The sequence below is a fragment of the Kribbella sp. NPDC059898 genome (assembly GCF_042730855.1).
Classification (GTDB): Bacteria; Actinomycetota; Actinomycetes; order Propionibacteriales; family Kribbellaceae; genus Kribbella.
In genome coordinates, this window is the sequence record NZ_JBHWKR010000027.1 from 14,677 (window position 1) to 31,793 (window position 17,117).

At 67.6% G+C, this 17,117-nt stretch carries 17 protein-coding genes; 8 read left to right on the forward strand and 9 right to left on the reverse strand.

The window, feature by feature from the left end:
- Nucleotides 1–74 precede the first annotated feature (74 nt).
- Together solA (ACFV9C_RS43060) and ACFV9C_RS43065 are read right to left on the reverse strand one after the other, a co-directional pair.
- Nucleotides 75–1,214: an N-methyl-L-tryptophan oxidase gene (gene solA, locus ACFV9C_RS43060; RefSeq protein ID WP_380203589.1), complete on the reverse strand. Its 1,140-nt coding sequence runs from the start codon at nt 1,212–1,214 to the stop codon at nt 75–77.
- A 34-nt stretch (nt 1,215–1,248) separates the two neighbouring features.
- Complete coding sequence (locus ACFV9C_RS43065; protein ID WP_380203591.1) at nt 1,249–2,277, reverse strand: aldo/keto reductase; 1,029 nt, start codon at nt 2,275–2,277, stop codon at nt 1,249–1,251.
- 140 nt (nt 2,278–2,417) lie between these two features.
- On the opposite strand from ACFV9C_RS43065, the gene ACFV9C_RS43070 reads away from it, so the two are divergent.
- The 5 genes from ACFV9C_RS43070 to ACFV9C_RS43090 are packed head-to-tail and all read left to right on the forward strand — an operon-like array spanning nt 2,418 to nt 7,795.
- Nucleotides 2,418–3,800 carry a lyase family protein gene (locus tag ACFV9C_RS43070; RefSeq protein ID WP_380203688.1) on the forward strand — a complete coding sequence of 461 codons (1,383 nt, stop codon included), beginning with the start codon at nt 2,418–2,420 and terminating at the stop codon, nt 3,798–3,800.
- Nucleotides 3,797–4,981 carry an ABC transporter ATP-binding protein gene (locus ACFV9C_RS43075; RefSeq protein ID WP_380203593.1) on the forward strand — a complete coding sequence of 395 codons (1,185 nt, stop codon included), beginning with the start codon at nt 3,797–3,799 and terminating at the stop codon, nt 4,979–4,981. Before ACFV9C_RS43070 ends, ACFV9C_RS43075 begins: the two co-directional genes overlap by 4 nt.
- Nucleotides 4,981–5,868, forward strand: a complete 888-nt coding sequence (locus tag ACFV9C_RS43080) for an ABC transporter permease (RefSeq protein WP_380203595.1) — start codon at nt 4,981–4,983, stop codon at nt 5,866–5,868. The genes ACFV9C_RS43075 and ACFV9C_RS43080 overlap by 1 nt, the downstream gene beginning before the upstream one ends.
- Before the next feature lie 2 nt (nt 5,869–5,870).
- Nucleotides 5,871–6,701 (forward strand): ABC transporter permease, encoded by an 831-nt coding sequence (locus ACFV9C_RS43085; RefSeq protein ID WP_380203597.1) that lies wholly within the window; start codon nt 5,871–5,873, stop codon nt 6,699–6,701.
- Between the two features lie 2 nt (nt 6,702–6,703).
- The gene (locus ACFV9C_RS43090) at nt 6,704–7,795 is read left to right on the forward strand and encodes an extracellular solute-binding protein (protein ID WP_380203599.1); all 1,092 of its coding nucleotides are present in this window, start codon (nt 6,704–6,706) and stop codon (nt 7,793–7,795) included.
- 13 nt (nt 7,796–7,808) lie between these two features.
- Here ACFV9C_RS43090 and ACFV9C_RS43095 read toward each other — a convergent pair whose 3' ends face one another.
- Nucleotides 7,809–8,540 carry a FadR/GntR family transcriptional regulator gene (locus tag ACFV9C_RS43095; RefSeq protein WP_380203601.1) on the reverse strand — a complete coding sequence of 244 codons (732 nt, stop codon included), beginning with the start codon at nt 8,538–8,540 and terminating at the stop codon, nt 7,809–7,811.
- A gap of 111 nt (nt 8,541–8,651) precedes the next feature.
- Entirely contained in the window at nt 8,652–9,050 is a 399-nt protein-coding gene (locus ACFV9C_RS43100; protein WP_380203603.1) for a hypothetical protein, read from the reverse strand.
- A gap of 209 nt (nt 9,051–9,259) precedes the next feature.
- Between ACFV9C_RS43100 and ACFV9C_RS43105 the strand changes: the two genes are divergently transcribed.
- From ACFV9C_RS43105 to ACFV9C_RS43115, 3 genes are all read left to right on the forward strand, one after another.
- The gene (locus ACFV9C_RS43105; RefSeq protein WP_380203605.1) at nt 9,260–9,646 is read left to right on the forward strand and encodes a hypothetical protein; all 387 of its coding nucleotides are present in this window, start codon (nt 9,260–9,262) and stop codon (nt 9,644–9,646) included.
- A 61-nt stretch (nt 9,647–9,707) separates the two neighbouring features.
- A complete protein-coding gene (locus ACFV9C_RS43110; RefSeq protein ID WP_380203607.1) occupies nt 9,708–10,073 on the forward strand; it encodes an ArsR/SmtB family transcription factor in 366 nt (121 codons plus the stop codon).
- A 7-nt stretch (nt 10,074–10,080) separates the two neighbouring features.
- Nucleotides 10,081–11,538, forward strand: a complete 1,458-nt coding sequence (locus tag ACFV9C_RS43115) for an amidohydrolase family protein (RefSeq protein ID WP_380203609.1) — start codon at nt 10,081–10,083, stop codon at nt 11,536–11,538.
- Here the strand turns inward: ACFV9C_RS43115 and ACFV9C_RS43120 are convergent.
- From ACFV9C_RS43120 to ACFV9C_RS43140, 5 genes are read right to left on the reverse strand one after another with little or no spacing between them, the layout of a single operon-like run.
- Nucleotides 11,528–12,238 (reverse strand): aspartate/glutamate racemase family protein, encoded by a 711-nt coding sequence (locus ACFV9C_RS43120; RefSeq protein WP_380203611.1) that lies wholly within the window; start codon nt 12,236–12,238, stop codon nt 11,528–11,530. The genes ACFV9C_RS43115 and ACFV9C_RS43120 overlap by 11 nt on opposite strands.
- A complete protein-coding gene (gene solA, locus ACFV9C_RS43125) occupies nt 12,238–13,353 on the reverse strand; it encodes an N-methyl-L-tryptophan oxidase (RefSeq protein ID WP_380203614.1) in 1,116 nt (371 codons plus the stop codon). Before solA (ACFV9C_RS43125) ends, ACFV9C_RS43120 begins: the two co-directional genes overlap by 1 nt.
- Complete coding sequence (locus ACFV9C_RS43130) at nt 13,350–14,396, reverse strand: isocitrate/isopropylmalate dehydrogenase family protein (RefSeq protein ID WP_380203616.1); 1,047 nt, start codon at nt 14,394–14,396, stop codon at nt 13,350–13,352. Before ACFV9C_RS43130 ends, solA (ACFV9C_RS43125) begins: the two co-directional genes overlap by 4 nt.
- Entirely contained in the window at nt 14,393–15,865 is a 1,473-nt protein-coding gene (locus ACFV9C_RS43135) for an NAD-dependent succinate-semialdehyde dehydrogenase (RefSeq protein WP_380203618.1), read from the reverse strand. Before ACFV9C_RS43135 ends, ACFV9C_RS43130 begins: the two co-directional genes overlap by 4 nt.
- Nucleotides 15,862–17,106: an aspartate aminotransferase family protein gene (locus ACFV9C_RS43140; protein WP_380203620.1), complete on the reverse strand. Its 1,245-nt coding sequence runs from the start codon at nt 17,104–17,106 to the stop codon at nt 15,862–15,864. Before ACFV9C_RS43140 ends, ACFV9C_RS43135 begins: the two co-directional genes overlap by 4 nt.
- Nucleotides 17,107–17,117: the final 11 nt, after the last annotated feature.

The following is a 17,117-nucleotide window of genomic DNA, read 5'->3' on the forward strand; positions in this document are numbered from 1 at the left end:
GAGGGGCGTCCGGCGGGGCGCACGGTCGTCTACTCCCCGGGGACTTGTCAGCGGGGGCGTGGCCTGTGCTCTGGTCAGAACCGCTCGGGGGAGAAGCGGTCGATCGGTAGTTCGGTGGCGCCGTCGATCGCGAGGTCGACCGCGACGTCTCCACTGGCGCTCGCGTGTTTGAACCCGTGCCCGGAGAAACCGCCGGCAAGGACCAGGGATGGTGCTTTCTCCGGAATTCCGATGATGAAGTCTCGGTCAGCGGTGCGTGAGTTCATGCACGGTTCCGCGGCCTTGGCAACTGGGTCGAGTCCTGGAAATGCGCGCTCGCAGAAGCGCTCGCACGGGCCGGTGTCTCGTTCGTCGATCGGATAGGAGTTGTCGTCTGCGCGGTCGAGCAGCGGCTTCGGGGCAGACGGTCCGGCGCCGATCTTGACGCCTTTGCCGTCGATGTCGGTGATACCCCATCCGTCGAGGTCACCGCTCTTGCGGACGAAGACGGGGAATCGGTCGGGGCCGTAAGCAGCCCGATCTGGTCCGGTGAACCAGACCAGTGGGGAACGCACGATAGTGAGGGGAAGCGCGAGATCGGGGACGAGGTCAGTGAACCACGCCCCGGTGGCCACGATCGCGCGGCGTGCGAGGACCTCATTGCCCCCGCATACGATGCGTACCCCTTGGTCCTCATGGTCGATGCTGTCCACTCGCGCGTTCACAGCCACCTCGGCACCGTGCTGACGCGCCTGGGCCACTGCCGCCCGGATGCTCGCCTCGGGGTTCATCACGCCGGCACCGCGTTCGAAGACGGCGACATCGCCCTGGATGTGCGCGTGCTGCGGATACGTGCCGGCCAGGATTTCCTCATCCAGGAGTTCGTGTTCGAAACCCCCGGCTTGCGCCGACTCGAGTGCGACCTTGATGAGGGAGCTGCCGGCGGGACCGATCGTCAGGCCGCCGGTGCGCTGGAACAACTGGGCGCCCGATTGCTGCTGCAACTGCTGCCACAACCGCTTCGCCCTCCTGGCCAACGGGACGTACTCGACGCCTTCGAAGAGCGTCTGACGGAAGATGCGCGAGCCGCCGTGCGAGGATCCCCGTGGATGTCCGGGCTCGAACTGCTCGAACCCGATGACGCTCGCACCACGAGCGGCAGCCCGCCACAGCGCCGAGGCGCCGACCGCTCCGAGGCCGAGTACTGCGACGTCGTACCGCTGCGGGTTTGTCACTGTTCGTCTCCTGACTCTTCAATGGGTATTGGCGTCACCAGGCATAGGCCTCAGGTGCTGGACCCATCGGCGGAAAGATCTCGTCGAGGCGCGCGAGCACCTGCTCGTCGAGCGCGAGCGCGGTCGCCCGGAGGCCGACCTCGAGGTGTTCGATGGTTCGCGCGCCGATGACGGGTGCTGTGATGCCCGGTTGGTGAAGCAGCCAGGCGAGCCCGACCGCGGCCGGGTGTTCGCCCAACTCGGCACAGAGCTTCTCGTACTGCGCGATCTGGTCCTGGTACTGCGCCAACCCGCCGACCGCACGGCCGCTGGCGCTCCTGGAACCCTTGCTCGACTTCTGCAGTACGCCGGCCAGTAGGCCCGAGTTGAGCGGGCTGTAGGCGATGAGTCCGATGCCGAGGGCAACGCAAGCCGGAAGCACCTCGAGTTCGATATTGCGCTGCATCAGACTGTAGATGCTCTGCTCGGCGACGATTCCGAACATCCCGCGATCGACCGCGGCCAGCTGCCCCTGAACCAGTTGCCACGCTGCGTGGTTGCTGGTGCCGGCGTACACGATCTTGCCCTGCTGGCGAAGGACGCTGAGCGCTTCCCAGATCTCGTCCCAGGGAGTGTTCCGGTCGACATGGTGCAGCATGTAGATGTCGATGTGGTCGGTCTGCAGCCGTCGCAGCGATGCGTCGCAGGCCTTGCGGAGATGTACCGCCGACAGGTTGCGGTCGTTCGGCGCGGCTCCCATGGTCCCGAAGACCTTGGTGGTCAGCACCACCCGGTCACGTCGTCCCGGGGCCCCGGCGAACCAGCGGCCGAGGATCTCCTCGGTGCGGCCCTTGGCGGCGCTGACGCCGCCGATCGTGCGGTTGGCGTCCGCGCCGTACACATCTGCTGTGTCGATCAGGTTGACGCCCTCCGCCACGGCGGCGTCGAGGATCGTGTGAGCCTCCGGCTCGAAGGTGACGGGGCCGAAGTTCATCGTCCCGAGCGCAACGGGACTGACGCGTAGACCGCTGCGTCCGACCAGTCGACAGTCCATCACACGATCACCTCGTTCGCCAGGCTGCATGGTTGCCTGACCAATATTGCGCACCCTTTGCGCAGTTGGCAAGAAGGTCGCCCAATCCCTTGACGACCTCCATCGCCTGATGCAGATTGGTCAGGCAAACAGGTTACCTGTCGTCTTTAAGGCGGTTGAACATGGACCGGATGCGCAGTACAGAACCGCACAACGACGCTCGGCTCCGTCGTCTCGAGCACGACTTCCTCGGGGCCTGCGAAGTACCCGCGAGCGCACTTTTCGGAATCCATACGGTGCGAGCAATGCGAAACTTCGAGCTGGGTGGCCGGCGGCTGTCTGACCAGCCGACGCTGGTCGAGGCGCTGGGTGTGGTCAAGATCGCGACGGCCAGGGCGAACAAGGAGCTGGGGACGGTCGACCCCGAGCGCGCCGACGCGATCATCGGCGCCGCGCAGGAGCTCCGGGAGGGATCGCTCGATTCCAGTCTCCAGGTCGGCATGGTCGCGGGCGGCGGCGGTACGTCGATCCACATGAACGTCAACGAGGTCCTGGCCAACCGCGCGGGACAGCTTCTGGGGCATCCGGCCGGCAGCTACCACGTGCATCCCAACGACCACGTCAACCGAAGTCAGTCCACCAACGACGTAATCCCGACCGCTGCCGGCATTGCCGTGTATCTCGCGGGCCAGACGTGTCTCAGCCGTCTGGACCATCTGCGGCAGGCGCTGATCGAACAGGCGGAGCGGCACCAGGGCTGGGATCACCTCGGTCGAACCTGCCTCCAGGACGCGCTTCCCGTGCCGATCTCAGCGGTGCACGAATCGCAAGCCGCGGCGCTGGCGCGAGCGGCCCGCGGCCTGTCCGACAGCCTCGCCGCTCTGCTGGAGGTACCACTGGGCGGGACCGCGGTTGGGACAGGCGCCGGCGCGCCCCCCGGATTCCGGGATGTGGCCGTGGCCCGTCTCGCCGAAGAGACGGGCCTGCCGATCAGTGCCGCGGACAACCCGTTCGAAGGCCTGGCGTCTCTCGAGCCGCTTGTCTCCGTCGCGGACCGGATGTCCGCGGCGGCGCGGACGTGTGCACGAACGGCCGCGGATCTCCGGCTGCTGGCTTCCGGACCGGTCGGGGGCATCGCCGAGGTGGATCTGCCCCCTGTGCAGGCCGGGTCGTCCGCGATGCCAGGGAAAGTCAATCCGGTGATTCCGGAACTGGTGCTGCAAATGTCCTTCCGCTTGGCCGGCTCCGCACACACCGTCCAGCTCGCGGCCGGGGCGGGCGAGCTGGAGGTCAGCCCGATGGCGCCGGTCGCCATCGACGAGCTTCTCACCGGCCTTCAGATGCTCGGTCGAACCGCGCAGATCTTCGCGGACCGCTGCATCGCCGGCCTGAGCTGGTCCCGTGACGCCGTCCAGGCGAACCTGCGCGGGTCACTGGCCGCGGCGATGCAGAACGTGCAGAACGACGGCTACGACTCCGCGGCCCAAAGCTACTACGAAGACTCCAGGCAAAGGGCACGGCTCGTCGCCCTCCCGGCTCACCGATTCCCCGCCGGCTGGGAGGTCGAGCGATGAAGACTCCGTTCGCACTCCGTGCGCCGCAATCTCACGTCCAAGGTCGGCCAGCGACCACCGGAGCACCTGAGAGCCGGGTTGCGCTGGAGCTGACCGGGTTGCGCAAGGAGTACTCCGGTCAGCCCGTGGTCAACGACGTCGATCTCGCCGTCAACCAGGGCGAGTTCGTCACATTGCTCGGTCCCAGCGGGTCCGGGAAGACCAGCATCCTGATGATGATCGCAGGCTTCGTGATCCCGGAGGCCGGGAGTATCGCGATCGGCGGACGGCCGGCAACAAACACCAGCCCGCACCAGCGAAACATTGGGCTGGTCTTCCAGAACTACGCCTTGTTCCCGCACATGACGGTCGCCGACAACCTGGCGTTCCCGCTGAAGATGCGGCATCTGCCGAAGTCCCAGATTTCCCGCAAGGTCGACGAGATGCTGGACCTGGTCGACCTTGCGGAGAAGGCACACCAGAGGCCGGCGAGTCTCTCAGGAGGTCAGCAGCAGCGGGTCGCGCTGGCACGGGCACTCGTGTTCGATCCCGCCGTCGTGCTCCTGGACGAGCCGCTGTCCGCTCTCGACCGCAAGTTGCGTGAGCGTCTGCAACTCGAGATCAAGCGTATCCAGCGCAAGATGAACGCCACGATCATCCTGGTCACCCACGACCGCGACGAAGCCCTGACCATGTCAGACCGGATCGCGGTGATGCGGTCGGGTTCGATCCTGCAGTGCGACCGGCCAGAAGTCATCTACGAGCGGCCCCAGGACCGGTTTGTCGCCGAGTTCCTCGGTGAGTCGAACCTCCTGTGCGGCCGGGTGCGCGAGAGCACTCCCAGTGTGATCAGCGTCGAGGACCAGGACCTCGGCGTCGTACGGCTATGCCCGGATCCCGGCCGGTCGATCGCGGCCGGCGAGTGGGTCAGCGCAATCGTTCGGCCGGAAAGGATGGCGCTCTGCCGCGAACGCCGTCCGAACGCCGTCAACCAGTTCGCCGGACGGGTAACCGAGGTCGTGTACGTCGGCGACGCCGTGAGATACCAGATCGAGTGTGGCAACAAGCACTTCGTCGTCAAGTTGTCCAGTATGGACGCGGCCGCGCTGTCGCTCCACGAAGGCTCCGAGGCATACGCGCTCTGGACCGCCGCGGACGCCGTCGCGCTCGACCGCGAGCCGCTACGCGAGGCAGACGTCTGATGACCGCGCAACTGCTGCAAACGCCCCGGATCGACGCGCGGCAAAGCACGCGGACGAAGCGAGGGACGCAGCGTCGCGGCTATCTGGCGCTGCCGGCCGTTGTGTTTCTCGCCGTGATGTTCGTCCTCCCGCTGGCGAAGATGGTCATGCTGAGCGTTGGCCTTCCCAATGGTTTCTCCGTGGAGACCTACCGACGCATCCTCGGTGAGCCGGAATATCTGCGAGTCTTCCTGACCACGTTCGAGATCGGGGCAGTCTCTGCCCTGGCCAGCCTGGTCATCGGATACCCGTTGGCCTACATCCTGACCACATCGTCCCGCTGGATGACCGCGGTGTGCATGGTCGCGCTACTGGTCCCGTTCCTGACCAGCATCCTCGTGCGGATGTTCGGCTGGATCGTCATCCTCGCACCGAACGGCCTGGTTCCGGACGCCTTGCGGTCCCTCGGGCTCGGCGACGTCCCCCTGCTCTACAACCGGACTGGCGTACTCGTGGGGATGGTATACGCACTACTCCCCTACAGCGTGCTGACCGTGCGCACCGTGATGCTGCAACTGGATCCCCGGCTGATGCACGCCGCGCGAAGTCTCGGGGCGAGCGGCTGGCACACGTTCCGGCGTGTCTACTGGCCGTTGACGCTGCCTGGAGTCGTGGCCAGCCTGACCCTGACCTTCGTACTGTCCATCGGGTACTTCATGGCGCCGCGCCTGATGGGCGGCCCCAAGGACCAGACCGTTGCCTCGGTCATCGAGAACGCGGTGGAGGTGACGTTCGACGAGCGCCTTGCCGCGGCACTCGGAGTAGTGCTCCTGGTCGCCGTACTCACGCTTGTCGGCATCGTCAGCCGGATCGTCGGGCTGGCCCGGCTCGTGGACGTGAGGCGATAGCGATGAAGCCAGGCATCAAGATCCTCCGAGCGACCTTCGCCACCGCCGTCGTTCTCCTGATGGTCTTCCCGATGGTCGTCGTCGTGGCGTCGTCGTTCAACCCGGCGACGTACATCAGCTTCCCCCCGCACGAGCTGTCGCTCCACTGGTACGGGTCGTTGGCCAACGACCCGTTGTGGGCGATGTCGGCCGTCAACAGCGTGATCGCCGGCCTGGTGGCGACGGCGATCACGTTCGTCATCGGTCTGCCGGTATCGATTGCCCTGGTGCGAGGGTCCTTCCGTGGACAGCGGTTGATCTACGGATTGGTGATGTCCCCGATCATCGTGCCGCAGATCCTCACCGCACTGGGCCTGTACTACGTGCTTACCCCGGTCCATCTCACCGGGTCCCCGCTGATCATCGGTCTCGGTCACGTGGTGTTGTGCCTGCCGGTCTTCGTCCTGATCGTGTGCTCGAGCCTCGCCGGGTTCGACGTACGGCTGGAGGACGCAGCCGTGAGCCTTGGCGCCTCCCGGTTACGAGCCGTCCAGAAGATCACCTTGCCGGCGCTCGCACCGGGGCTGATCGCCGCGTGCCTGTTCTCGTTCCTGACGTCGTTCGACGAACTCGTCATCGCGTTGCTGCTCAGCGACCCGACGAGCAGGACGCTTCCGGTCAGCATCTGGAGCTCGATGATCTTCGAGACCAACCCGATCATCACCGCGGTCAGCGTGTACGTCTTCCTGCTGACGATCGCCGCGTTCGTGCTCACCCACCTCTTGAGTCGCGCGCGCCGGCAACAACGCGAGCAATCCCCTGCTGCTCTCCCAGCAGCCCGCACCCAGGAGTAGTCATGAACCAACTGAATCAGCCAACCCTCGGCCGACGGAGCCTGCTCAAGGCTGGAGTGCTGCTGGCCGGTGCCGGTACGGCGACGTCGATGACCGGCTGCGCACTCGGGGCGATCGGCAATGCCGGCTCGAAGAAGCTTTTCGTACGGTCGACGGCCGGGGCCAGGGAAGACGTGATGCGGAAGTATGTCTGGCCGCAGTTCACCAAGGAGACCGGGGCCGAGATCGTTCCGGTGACGGCGAACACTGCCAAGATGGTCGCGATGCTGAAGTCGGGCAGCGCTGATCTCGACGTGGTTGACACCGGCGGGCTCGGGATCGGCAAGCTCCGCAAGAGCGGCGGCCTGCTGCAGTTCGAGATGGATCGCTTCAAGCGGTTCAAGCTTGCGGACATCAGGCAGTCCGCACCGGACTGGCTGAGCCAGCAGATCTACTCGGAAGTGCTCGTCTACAACACCAAGCAGCTCAATGGAGCAGCACCCGCGAGCTGGGCGGACTTCTGGGACGTGAAGGCTTTTCCCGGGCGCCGGGTTCTCGAGGACGCGGCGGGGGAGAAGCCTCCGCTGGAGCAGGCGCTGATCGCCGATGGTGTCGCCCTCGACGCGCTCTACCCGCTCGACGTCGACCGGGCGTTCCGTGTCCTCGAGCAGATCAAGCCGCACATCCTGAAGTTCTGGACCTCCGGCTCCGAGAACGAGTCCCTGTTCTCTACCGGTCAGGCTGCGCTGGGCCAAGGCTGGTCGCCGCGGATGGCGGCGCTTGCCCATGGTGGCCTGCCGTTGCGGATCGTCTGGGCCGGTGCCGGCAACGCTGCCCAGTGCCTGGCGATCAACAAGGCGACCGCCAACAAGGACCTCGCCTACAGCTACGTGGACTTCATGATGTCGCCCGAGGTGAACGCCGAGTTCTCCACCTGGTTCCCCGGCGGGCCGGGTAACAGGGTGGCGCTCGGGCTCATCAAGGACCGCACCCGCCTCGCAGACTTCGGGAACGCCGATCAGTACAAGGGAAAGGTCTTCGACATCGACATCTCGTGGTGGGACGCGAACATGGCCGCGGTCCTGGATCGATGGGCGCGCTTCGTGTCCGCTTAGCCCGCCGGCACGATCACTGCGTCTCTCCCCTGCCCAGCATCTCGTCGCGGTACCGGAGCAGGTGGCTGCGCCATACCTCGGCCGCCTGGTCGGCCTCCCCGCGGGCGATGTGGTCGACGACCGCTCTGCTCTCGGCGACGTGGCTGGCGCGGTTGTCCTCCTGCGTCAGCGCGCGCGCCCGGAGCTCCGTCCACAAGTCCGTGTTCTGGTGCCGGAGGGCATCTTCGAGCGCCTCCTGGAGGAGCGGGTTGCGGGCCGCCCTGGCGATCGCGCGGTGCATCGCGAGATCGCTCTGGTAGGCGTGGGTCGCGGCGAACTCCTCCTCGAGGACGGTAAGGACCTGGCGCAGCTCCTCGATGTCCTCCGGGTAGCGTTTCGTCGCGGCCAGTGCGGCAAGATGCGGCTCGATCGCGATCCGTGCTTCGAACACCTGCGGTGGAATGATTTCCAGCCCCCAGGTCGCCACCTGCGCCGGCGTCGCGATCACGACGGTGCCGCTGCCGCGCTGCGAGCGAACCAGGCCGGCAAGCTCGAGCGCGGCAAGCGCCTCGCGGATCGTCGGGCGGCTGACACCGAAACGCTCGGCCATCTCGCGCTCGGTCGGCAGCCGGTCGAGCACCCGCCCCTCGCGAATGCCCAGCACCAGCTGGTCCGCCACCTGAGCGGCGGCACTGCGATGGACAACAGGCGTCATCCCGCTCAGCGGATGATCAGTCGACGTCACGGCTACCTCCAGTGGATCCACACAACCAAGATAAGACTAGCCTAGTTGCCAGGCTAATTGAGGACAGCAACGGGCCTGGCGGCGAACGCCGCCAGGCCCGTCCGGCGAGCAGTGACTCTCAGCGTCGACTCGTCACTGGCCCCAGACCATCTCGCGGAACAGGCGCTGACCGATGCTGACGCGCCATTGGTCCTTGTCCTTTAGCATCTCCGCCAGTTCTGGCCGGTCGGTCAGCAGTTTGGTCCGGTTCTCCTTCTCGATCCGGCCGAACTCCTCGTCCGGCCGGTCCAGGGCCGCCATGTTCTCCAGTTGCAGCAGGATGGCGAAGTTCCAGTCCTGAGGCGACCGGTACCGCGAGGTCACGAATTTGTAGTCGAGGATCAGGCCCGCCTGCTTCTGGGCCTCGATGTCGTGGCGATGCACCTCGCTGATGAACCGCTTGTAGTCCGCCCGGGTTTCCGCCGGAACATGGCAGAACCAGCCCTTCCAGACCGGCCCCGAACCGATTCCTGAGCTCTGACTCTCTCGCATGGACCCTCCAGAACTTATGTAAAGTAGCTAGGCAACTTGGCTTCCAACTATGCAGACACGCTGGAATGCCGTCAAGACGGAAGATCAGAATTTGCCTGACCACTTGTCCAATTAGGGCTCCTATGTTAGTAATTACGTAGATAGGCAGATTCGCCAGAGAGCACCAGGAAGGGAAGCTCATGAGCAGGCGACGCGAAACCATTGTGCTGATGTCGAAGCCGGGCAAGGATGCGCAGGCGCAAGACGCCCTACGCGCCTTTCTGCGGGAGATCGAGGGCCATCCGGGCTACCTCGGCGGTTCGGTGACGAAGAATTCCTCGGCGAGCGAACTACGCCATCTTCCGGGAGAACTCTTCGTGCTCACGTTCGACTTCGAGTCGACCGACACTGTGCGCGCGTTCCGGAAGGCGATCGGCGACGGCGTCAACCCGATCACCCAGGACGACAAGGCGACCAAGTCGAAGGACCAGGGTGCCGTCATGTTCGACGAGCAAGCCTCGGGCGAACTCGACTACGAGAAGGGCGGCGGCGTGTTCGCCCAGCTCATGCACGTCCATGCCTATCTCGTCGACGAGTATTCCTCGTCCTCGGCGTGAGGCGCCCTCATATGAACACGTGTTCATGCAATCTGGTGTTCATGTGTGTATGCTCTGGTGCATGGGGCATGGAGTGGAGGCGCGCCCGGGTGCGGCGGCCCGCCTGGATCTGACGTCGGCGAAGGCGATCGCCGCGACGTTGCAGGCCCTTGCCACGCCGAGCAGGCTGCTCATCCTCGGGCGGCTGCGTGAAGGGCCGGCGTCGGTGGGGGAGCTGGCGGAGACGGTCCAGATGGAGCAGTCCGCGGTGTCTCAGCAGCTTCGGGTGCTGCGGAATCTCGGTCTCGTCGACGGTGCGCGGCAGGGCCGCAGCGTCGTCTACTCGCTGTACGACAACCATGTTGCCCAGTTGCTCGACGAGGCGATCTACCACGCGGAGCATCTCCGGCTCGGCGTACCCGACCGGCCGTCGGACGCCGTCGGCTGACGGCGACATGGGGCTCGCCGGGGATCTCGTCGTACGGAACGGCCGCGTCGTCGATCCTGAGTCCGGTCTCGATCGAACGGCGGATGTGCTGGTGTCCGGCGGCCGGGTCACGGCGATCGGTGCGGGACCGTACGACGCGCCGCTGGCACTGGACGCCCGCGGACTGGTCGTCGCGCCGGGGTTCGTCGATCTGCACAGCCACGCGCAGAACGTCCCCTCGCAGCGACTCCAGGCACTCGACGGAGTCACGACGGCGCTCGAACTCGAGGCCGGGGTGCGAGATGTACGACGTGCCGTGGCAGAGGCAGCCGCCGAAGGCCGCCCGATCAACTACGGGTTCGCGGCGTCGTGGACCGCGGCCAGGATGCGGGTGCTCGACGGCTTCTCGGGATCGGACGAGAGCATCTTCGACTTCACCGCCGGAATGGAGGGGACGTCCTGGCGAGCGCCCGCGAGCTCGGCCGCACTCGTGCGGGTGCTGGGTCGTATCGAGGACGAGGTCGCCGCGGGTGCGATCGGCATCGGTGTGCTGCTCGGGTACGCGCCGGACACCGATCCGGGCGAGTACCAGGCCGTCGCGCGGCTCGGTCACCGGCTCGGGGTCGGCCTGTTCACCCATGCCCGCTCGAAGGCCGGTGAGGGCTCGGCGCCGCTGGCTGGTGTCGCCGAGCTGGCCGAGGTGTCGGCGGCGACCGGTGCGCAACTGCATGCCTGTCACCTGAACTCGACCTGCTTGCGCGTCGTCGAGGAGGGCCATCGGCTGGTCGAGAGCGCCCGGGCGAACGGCGCGCGGGTCAGTACCGAGATGTATCCGTACGGCGCGGGCATGACCGCCGTCGGCGCCGCCTTCCTGGCTCCGGATCGGCTGGCCGGTCTCGGGCTGGTGCCGCACGACCTCGTCGTCGCCGGGACCGGGCGGCCCGTCCACGACGCCGAAGAACTGCGCCGGCTGCGCGCCGAGGCACCGAGGACGCTGGTGATCATCCACTATCTCGATGAGAACGCCGAGCTGCTGCCGCGGGCGATCGCGGGCGCGGATGTGGCGGTCGCGTCCGACGCGGTGCCGTTCGTCGACAGCGAAGGGCGGATGCTGGATCGGGGCGATCCGGTACCCGGGGAGAGCCGTACTCATCCCCGGAGCGTCGGGACGTACGCCCGTTTCCTGCACACGATGCGGACGACCGGACGGCTGGATCTCGCCGCGGCGCTGCGGCGCTGTTCGTTGCTCCCGGCACAGATCATGGAGCCTGCCGCGCCGGTGATGCGGCGCAAGGGCAGGGTGCAGGTCGGTGCCGATGCGGATCTCGTGGTGTTCTCGCCGGACGAAGTACGCGATCGCGCGACGTACGCTGATCCGACCCTGGCGTCGACCGGCATGCGGCATGTGCTGGTCGGCGGCGTGCCGGTAGTCCGCGACGGTGTTCTCGACCGGTCGGTGCGCCCCGGCCGCCTGGTCAGGCCGTGACCGGCTCCACGATGTGCGCCAGTACTGCCTGAGCCAGCACCAGCGCGGGGTCGATCAACGGCCACGGCATGTCAGCCGGTGGCAGACCCAGTGGGATCTCCGTGCACCCAGCGATCAGCACCTCCGCGCCCTGCCCGACAAGCCCGGTCGCAGCCAGCAGGAGGTCTCGCCTGACCTGGTCACCGCGATCGCCTGCCTTGACGGCCCGCACGGCACGGTCCACGCGCAGACGCTGGACAGGCCCCGGTGGGACCACCGCGCGGATGTCCACCGCCGACAAAGCCTGCTGGTAGAGGCCAGCGCTCACTGTCCCGGCTGTTGCGAGTACGCCGGCCGTCCTGACGTCGGGCCTGGTCGCCGCCAGGAACTTCGCGACCTCGTCGATCATGTGCACCACCGGGATGTTCACCTGACCGGTGATACGAGGCAGGAAGGCGTGCGCGGTGTTGCAGGGGATCGCGAGTACGGTCGCGCCCGCCCGCTCGAGCGTCCGTACACCGTTCAGCAGCCACGGCGTCGGGTCCGGTCCGTCGCCGGTCAGCGCACGGGAGCGATCCGGAACGGTCGGGTCGGCCCAGATGACCACCCGCGGCTGGGCCTGGTCGGTACCGGCCGCGGAGAGCATCACGAGTTTTGTGTAGAAGTCGGCCGTTGCCGCAGGCCCCATACCGCCGAGGACGCCGATCACTCGGCCCGTCATCAGAGCCGTCCGGGTGCCAGGAAGGACACGTCGCGGGCGGTCGATCCATTGGTCGCCAGGTCGGCCGCGACATCGCCCAGCACCGGCGCGAACTTGAAGCCCGCGCCGGAGAACCCGCACGCGATCACGAGCCGTGGGTCGGACGGCGCGAGTCCCAGCAGCGGCAGGTCGTCCGGGCTGTATCCCTCGATGCCCGTCTGCAGGTTGACCGGGTCGGGGTGCAGACCGGGGAAGAACTCGCGGACCACCGTGGCGAGACGTGCCGCGAAGTCCACGCCTACCGACCGTTCGACATGGTGGAGGTCGTCGACCACCGGGTGCTGCTCCAGCTTGATCCCGATCTTGACGGTCGCGCCGTCGAGCGACGGGAAGCCGTACGCCGAGACGTCGCCGACGCGCTCGAAGACACCGAAGACCTCCGGCCGGTAGTCGGCCGGCCTGCGCGCCAGGTACCAGGCCTGCACGAGCCGTCGCGGTACGACGGTCTTGGCCGCCGGCACCAGCTCACTCGCCCAGGCACCCGGTGCCAGGACCACGCGGTCGTAGGCTTGCCGGCCGGCGGCGGTCACGACCCGTATGCCGTCCTCGCCTGCCTCGATCGCGAGAACCTCGGTGAAGAGATTGACCTGCGCGCCCAGTGCGGCCGCGCGTTCGACGGCCGTGGCGACGCTCGCCTCGGGGCGCAGATAACCCGCGAGCGGGTCGATGACGCCGACGTCTGTGTCCCGTACGGCGTGCTGCGGGAACCGCGAGCGCAGGACGTTCGCGCCGAACAGCTCGCACGGGAGTGCGTTCTCGTCCGCGGAGGCGATTGCCGACAGCAGCGCCGGCGTACCTTCGGGCCCGATGATCACGCCGCCGGTCTGGTGGAACAGTTCGCGGGCGGTGACGTCGGACAGCTCGCGCCACAGGTCGAGAGCTTCCACCGCGAGCGGGGTGAAGCGGCGTTCGCGCTGGCTCTGCACCGAGAAGCGCCGGGTCTGTCCGGCCGAGGCGCCGCGATCGTGCGCGAGACCGAAACGCTCGTACCCGTGCACGACGACGCCGCGCTGGGCGAGCCGCCACAGGGTCATCGACCCGATTGCCCCCAGGCCGATGACGGCCACCTCGGTCATTGGCCGATCCTCTCTGTCACGAAGGCGGTTACATCGGTTGTCGACGCAGTACCGCCGAGATCCGCGGTGCGGGTCTTGGGATCACGCAACGACTCCTCGATCGCGGTCATCAGCGCGGCGGCGGGCTTTGGCTGGTGGAGGTGCTCGAGCATGAGTACGACGGACCAAAGCATGCCGACCGGGTTGGCCAGGCCCTTCCCGGCGATGTCGGGCGCGGAGCCGTGGACGGGCTCGAACATCGACGGTCCCGGTCCGTCCGGTGCGAGGTTGGCCGACGGCGCGATGCCGATGCTGCCGCAGACGGCGGCGGCGAGGTCCGACAGGATGTCGCCGAACAGGTTCGAGGCCACCACGACGTCGAAGTCGGTCGGGTGCAGCACTATCCGGGCCGCCATCGCGTCCACGTGCTCACGGTGCAGCGTGACACCCGGGTGCCGCGCGGCGACCTGGTCGACCACCTCGTCCCAGAACGTCATCGTGTGGACGATCCCGTTGGACTTGGTCGCGGACCGGACCTGTCCTCGCCGGGTCTCTGCCAGTGCCATCGCGTATTCCGCGATGCGCTCCACGCCGACGCGGGAGAACGTTGCCTGCTGCAACGCGACCTCCGACGCCCCCTTGCCGAGCCGACCGCCCACCTCGCCGTACTCGCCCTCGGAGTTCTCCCGCACGATCACCAAGTCGGTACCCGCCGCACCCCGCACCGGAGCCGGGACGCTCTCGAACACCCGCATCGGACGGAGATTGACGTACTGCTCGAAGGCACGCCGGATCGGGATCAGCAGACCCCACAGCGACACGTGATCGGGTACGCCGGGCCGGCCGACCGCGCCGAGCAGGATCGCGTCGTGCCGGCCGAGGATCTCGAGACCGTCGTCGGGCATCATCGAGCCGGTCCGGTCGTACCGCTCGCAGGACCAGTCGAGCTCTGTCGTCTCGAACGTCGCGCCGTACCGGTCCTCCACGGCCGACAGCACCTGCCTGGCGGACTCCATCGCTTCGAGGCCGATGCCGTCGCCGGGGATGAGCGCGAGCCGGGTCACAGCTGGAACCCCGGTGACGACAGGTACTTGAAGTTCAGGTACTCGGCCAGTCCCTCTGGCCCGCCTTCACGTCCGAGCCCGGACTGCTTGATGCCGCCGAACGGCGCCGCCACGTCCGACACCAGGCCGCGGTTGATGCCGACCATGCCGCTCTGCAGCCGGCTCGCGATTCGGCGGGCGCGGTCGATGTCGCGGGTGATCACGAACGCGGCCAGGCCGTGCTCCGTGTCGTTGCCCGCCGCAACAGCCTCGTCCTCGGTGCCGAACCGCCGGATCGCCGCCACCGGGCCGAAGACCTCCTCGCGCAGGATGTCGGCGTCGCCGGGCACGTGGTCGAGCACGGTCGGGGCGGCGTAGTGTCCCGGGCTGTCCGGGATCGGCGCGCGGGCTACCACGACCGCGCCCTTGGCGACCGCGTCGTTGACCAGCCGGTTGACCTTGTCGACGGCGCGCGCGTCGACCAGCGGTCCGAGTTCCGAGGTGTCGTCAGCAGGAGGGCCGACGACGACCGAGCCCATCCGGCCGGCCAAGGCGTCGACGAAGGCGTCGGCGATGCCGTCCGCGACCAGGAACCGGTTGGCGGCCACACAGGACTGCCCGCCCATCCGCATCTTGGCGATCATCGCCTCCCGGACGGCGACGTCGAGATCCGCGTCGTCGAAGACGATGAACGGCGCGTTGCCGCCCAGCTCCATGGAGGTCCTCAGCACCCGGCTGCCGCTCTGTTCGAGCAGCAGGCGGCCGACCGCGGTCGATCCGGTGAAGGAGATCTTCCGCAACCGCGGATCGGACAGCAGCGGTCGGGAGACGTCGGCGGGAGTGCTTGTCGTGACGACTGTCAGCACCCCTGGAGGTGCGCCGGCCTCGAGCAACAGTTCGCCGAACACGAGTGATGTCAGGGGGGTGAGCTCGGGCGGCTTCAGTACGGCGGTGCAACCGGCAGCGACTGCCGGCCCGACCTTGCGCGCCGCCATCGCCAGCGGAACGTTCCACGGCGTGATGAGCAGACAGGGGCCGACGGGCTCGGCGACGGTGACAATGTGGTTCCGGCCGTCGGGTGAGACCGTACTGCGACCGTGTGGCCGCACGGCCTCTTCGGCGTACCAGCGGATGTAGTCGGCGGCGTAGACCACTTCGCCGCGGGCCTCTGTGATGGTCTTGCCGACTTCGAGCGTGAGCAGCTGGGCCAGCCGCTCCTTGTTGCTGTGCAGGAGTTCGTACAGGCGATGCAGTACGTCGGCCCGCGTGCGTGCGGTCGAAGCCGCCCAGTGCGGGGCGGTCCCGGCCGCGGCGTCAAGGGCAGCGAGAGCGTCGGCCGGCCCGCAGTCGGCCACCGCGGCGATGGGTTGTTCGGTCGACGGGTCGAAGACGTCGAACGTCGCGCCACCCGTCGCTGCCCGCCAATCGGTTGCCAGAAACCCGGCCGGAACAGATTGGAGGGCGTCGGTTTCCTCAGCGATCGTTGTCATGCGGCGTACCTTTCGGCGAGTGCGTCCGCCATCACGTCCGCCGCGAAGCGGATCTCGTCGGGAGTGATCACGAACGGCGGGCAGACATGCAAGGTGTTGGCGGCCAGCAGCCGGGTGAGAACACCACGTTGGCGACAGCCGCGGATCACGTCGTCGGCGGCGACATCGGGCAGCAGTTGGACGCCTGCCATCAGCCCGACCGAGCGGACCTCCTGGACCAGCGGTGAGGCGGTCAGCGCCCCGAACGCCGCCGCCAGCACCGGTTCGAGGGTGCCGACCCGCTCGACGAGGTTCTCGTCCTCGATGATGTCGAGGTTCTCCATCGCCACCGCGCACGCGGTCGCATGGCCGGCGTACGTGATGCCGTGCCGGAAGATCGGAGCGTCGTCGCCCGCCATGAACGGTTCGGCCACCCGGTCGGAGACCGCGACCGCGCCGAGTGGCAGGTAGCCGGACGTGAGGCCTTTGGCCATCGTCATCAGGTCCGGCTCGATGCCCCACCGGTGGCCGGCGAACCACTCGCCGGTGCGGCCGAAGCCGGTGACGACCTCGTCGGCGATCAACAGGATGCCGAACTCCCGGCACAGCGCCTGCAGTCCGGCGAGATAGCCGTCGGACGGCGGATGGACGCCGCCGGTGCCGACGACCGGCTCGGCGACCAGCGCGGCGATGTTGTCCGGTCCGATCCGCTCGATCTCCGCCCGCGTGCCGGCCAGGTCCATGAGGGGGATGCGCGCGGTTTCAGGGATCAGCGAATCAGTGCCGTAGCCGGCCCGGTTGAAGTCCAGCCCGGCGATCGACGTACCGAAGCCGTGCAGACCGTGATAGCCGCCGTCGCGGCTGAGAACGATCGTCTTCGTTGGCCTCGCCAACTGCTGCCAGTAGCGGCGGGCCAGTTTGCAGGCGGCGTCGATCGAGTCCGAGCCGCCGGAGGTGAAGATGATCGACGCGTCGCGGACCGGCACCAGAGCGCGGAGCCGTTCGGCGAGGTCGAGGGCCGGCCGGTTCGCGTGGATCCCGAACAGGTGATAGGTCTCCAGGGTTGTCAGCTGCCGTGCCGCTGCCTGTGCCACCCGCTCGCGGCCGTGGCCGATGTTCGCGTACCAGAGTCCGGCCGGCAGGTCGAGGAGGCGTTGGCCGTCCTCGGTCGTGAGCCACACACCCTGCGCGGACGCGATGACGAGGCGCTCCTTGAGGGTGGTGGGCATGTGGGCCTGCGGATGCCACAAGGCAGTGGACACGGCGAGCCCCT

What these genes read in the sequence shown, in the direction of transcription:
- ACFV9C_RS43110 (WP_380203607.1), top strand. Translation starts at nt 9,708, where the DNA reads ATGGGGCATGGAGTGGAGGCGCGCCCGGGTGCGGCGGCCCGCCTGGAT.
- ACFV9C_RS43070 (WP_380203688.1), top strand. Translation starts at nt 2,418, where the DNA reads ATGCGCAGTACAGAACCGCACAACGACGCTCGGCTCCGTCGTCTCGAG.
- ACFV9C_RS43100 (WP_380203603.1), bottom strand. Translation starts at nt 9,050, where the DNA reads ATGCGAGAGAGTCAGAGCTCAGGAATCGGTTCGGGGCCGGTCTGGAAG.
- ACFV9C_RS43065 (WP_380203591.1), bottom strand. Translation starts at nt 2,277, where the DNA reads ATGCAGCCTGGCGAACGAGGTGATCGTGTGATGGACTGTCGACTGGTC.
- ACFV9C_RS43080 (WP_380203595.1), top strand. Translation starts at nt 4,981, where the DNA reads ATGACCGCGCAACTGCTGCAAACGCCCCGGATCGACGCGCGGCAAAGC.
- ACFV9C_RS43105 (WP_380203605.1), top strand. Translation starts at nt 9,260, where the DNA reads ATGTCGAAGCCGGGCAAGGATGCGCAGGCGCAAGACGCCCTACGCGCC.
- ACFV9C_RS43115 (WP_380203609.1), top strand. Translation starts at nt 10,081, where the DNA reads ATGGGGCTCGCCGGGGATCTCGTCGTACGGAACGGCCGCGTCGTCGAT.
- ACFV9C_RS43135 (WP_380203618.1), bottom strand. Translation starts at nt 15,865, where the DNA reads ATGACAACGATCGCTGAGGAAACCGACGCCCTCCAATCTGTTCCGGCC.
- ACFV9C_RS43090 (WP_380203599.1), top strand. Translation starts at nt 6,704, where the DNA reads ATGAACCAACTGAATCAGCCAACCCTCGGCCGACGGAGCCTGCTCAAG.
- solA (WP_380203614.1), bottom strand. Translation starts at nt 13,353, where the DNA reads ATGACCGAGGTGGCCGTCATCGGCCTGGGGGCAATCGGGTCGATGACC.
- ACFV9C_RS43120 (WP_380203611.1), bottom strand. Translation starts at nt 12,238, where the DNA reads ATGACGGGCCGAGTGATCGGCGTCCTCGGCGGTATGGGGCCTGCGGCA.
- ACFV9C_RS43085 (WP_380203597.1), top strand. Translation starts at nt 5,871, where the DNA reads ATGAAGCCAGGCATCAAGATCCTCCGAGCGACCTTCGCCACCGCCGTC.
- ACFV9C_RS43075 (WP_380203593.1), top strand. Translation starts at nt 3,797, where the DNA reads ATGAAGACTCCGTTCGCACTCCGTGCGCCGCAATCTCACGTCCAAGGT.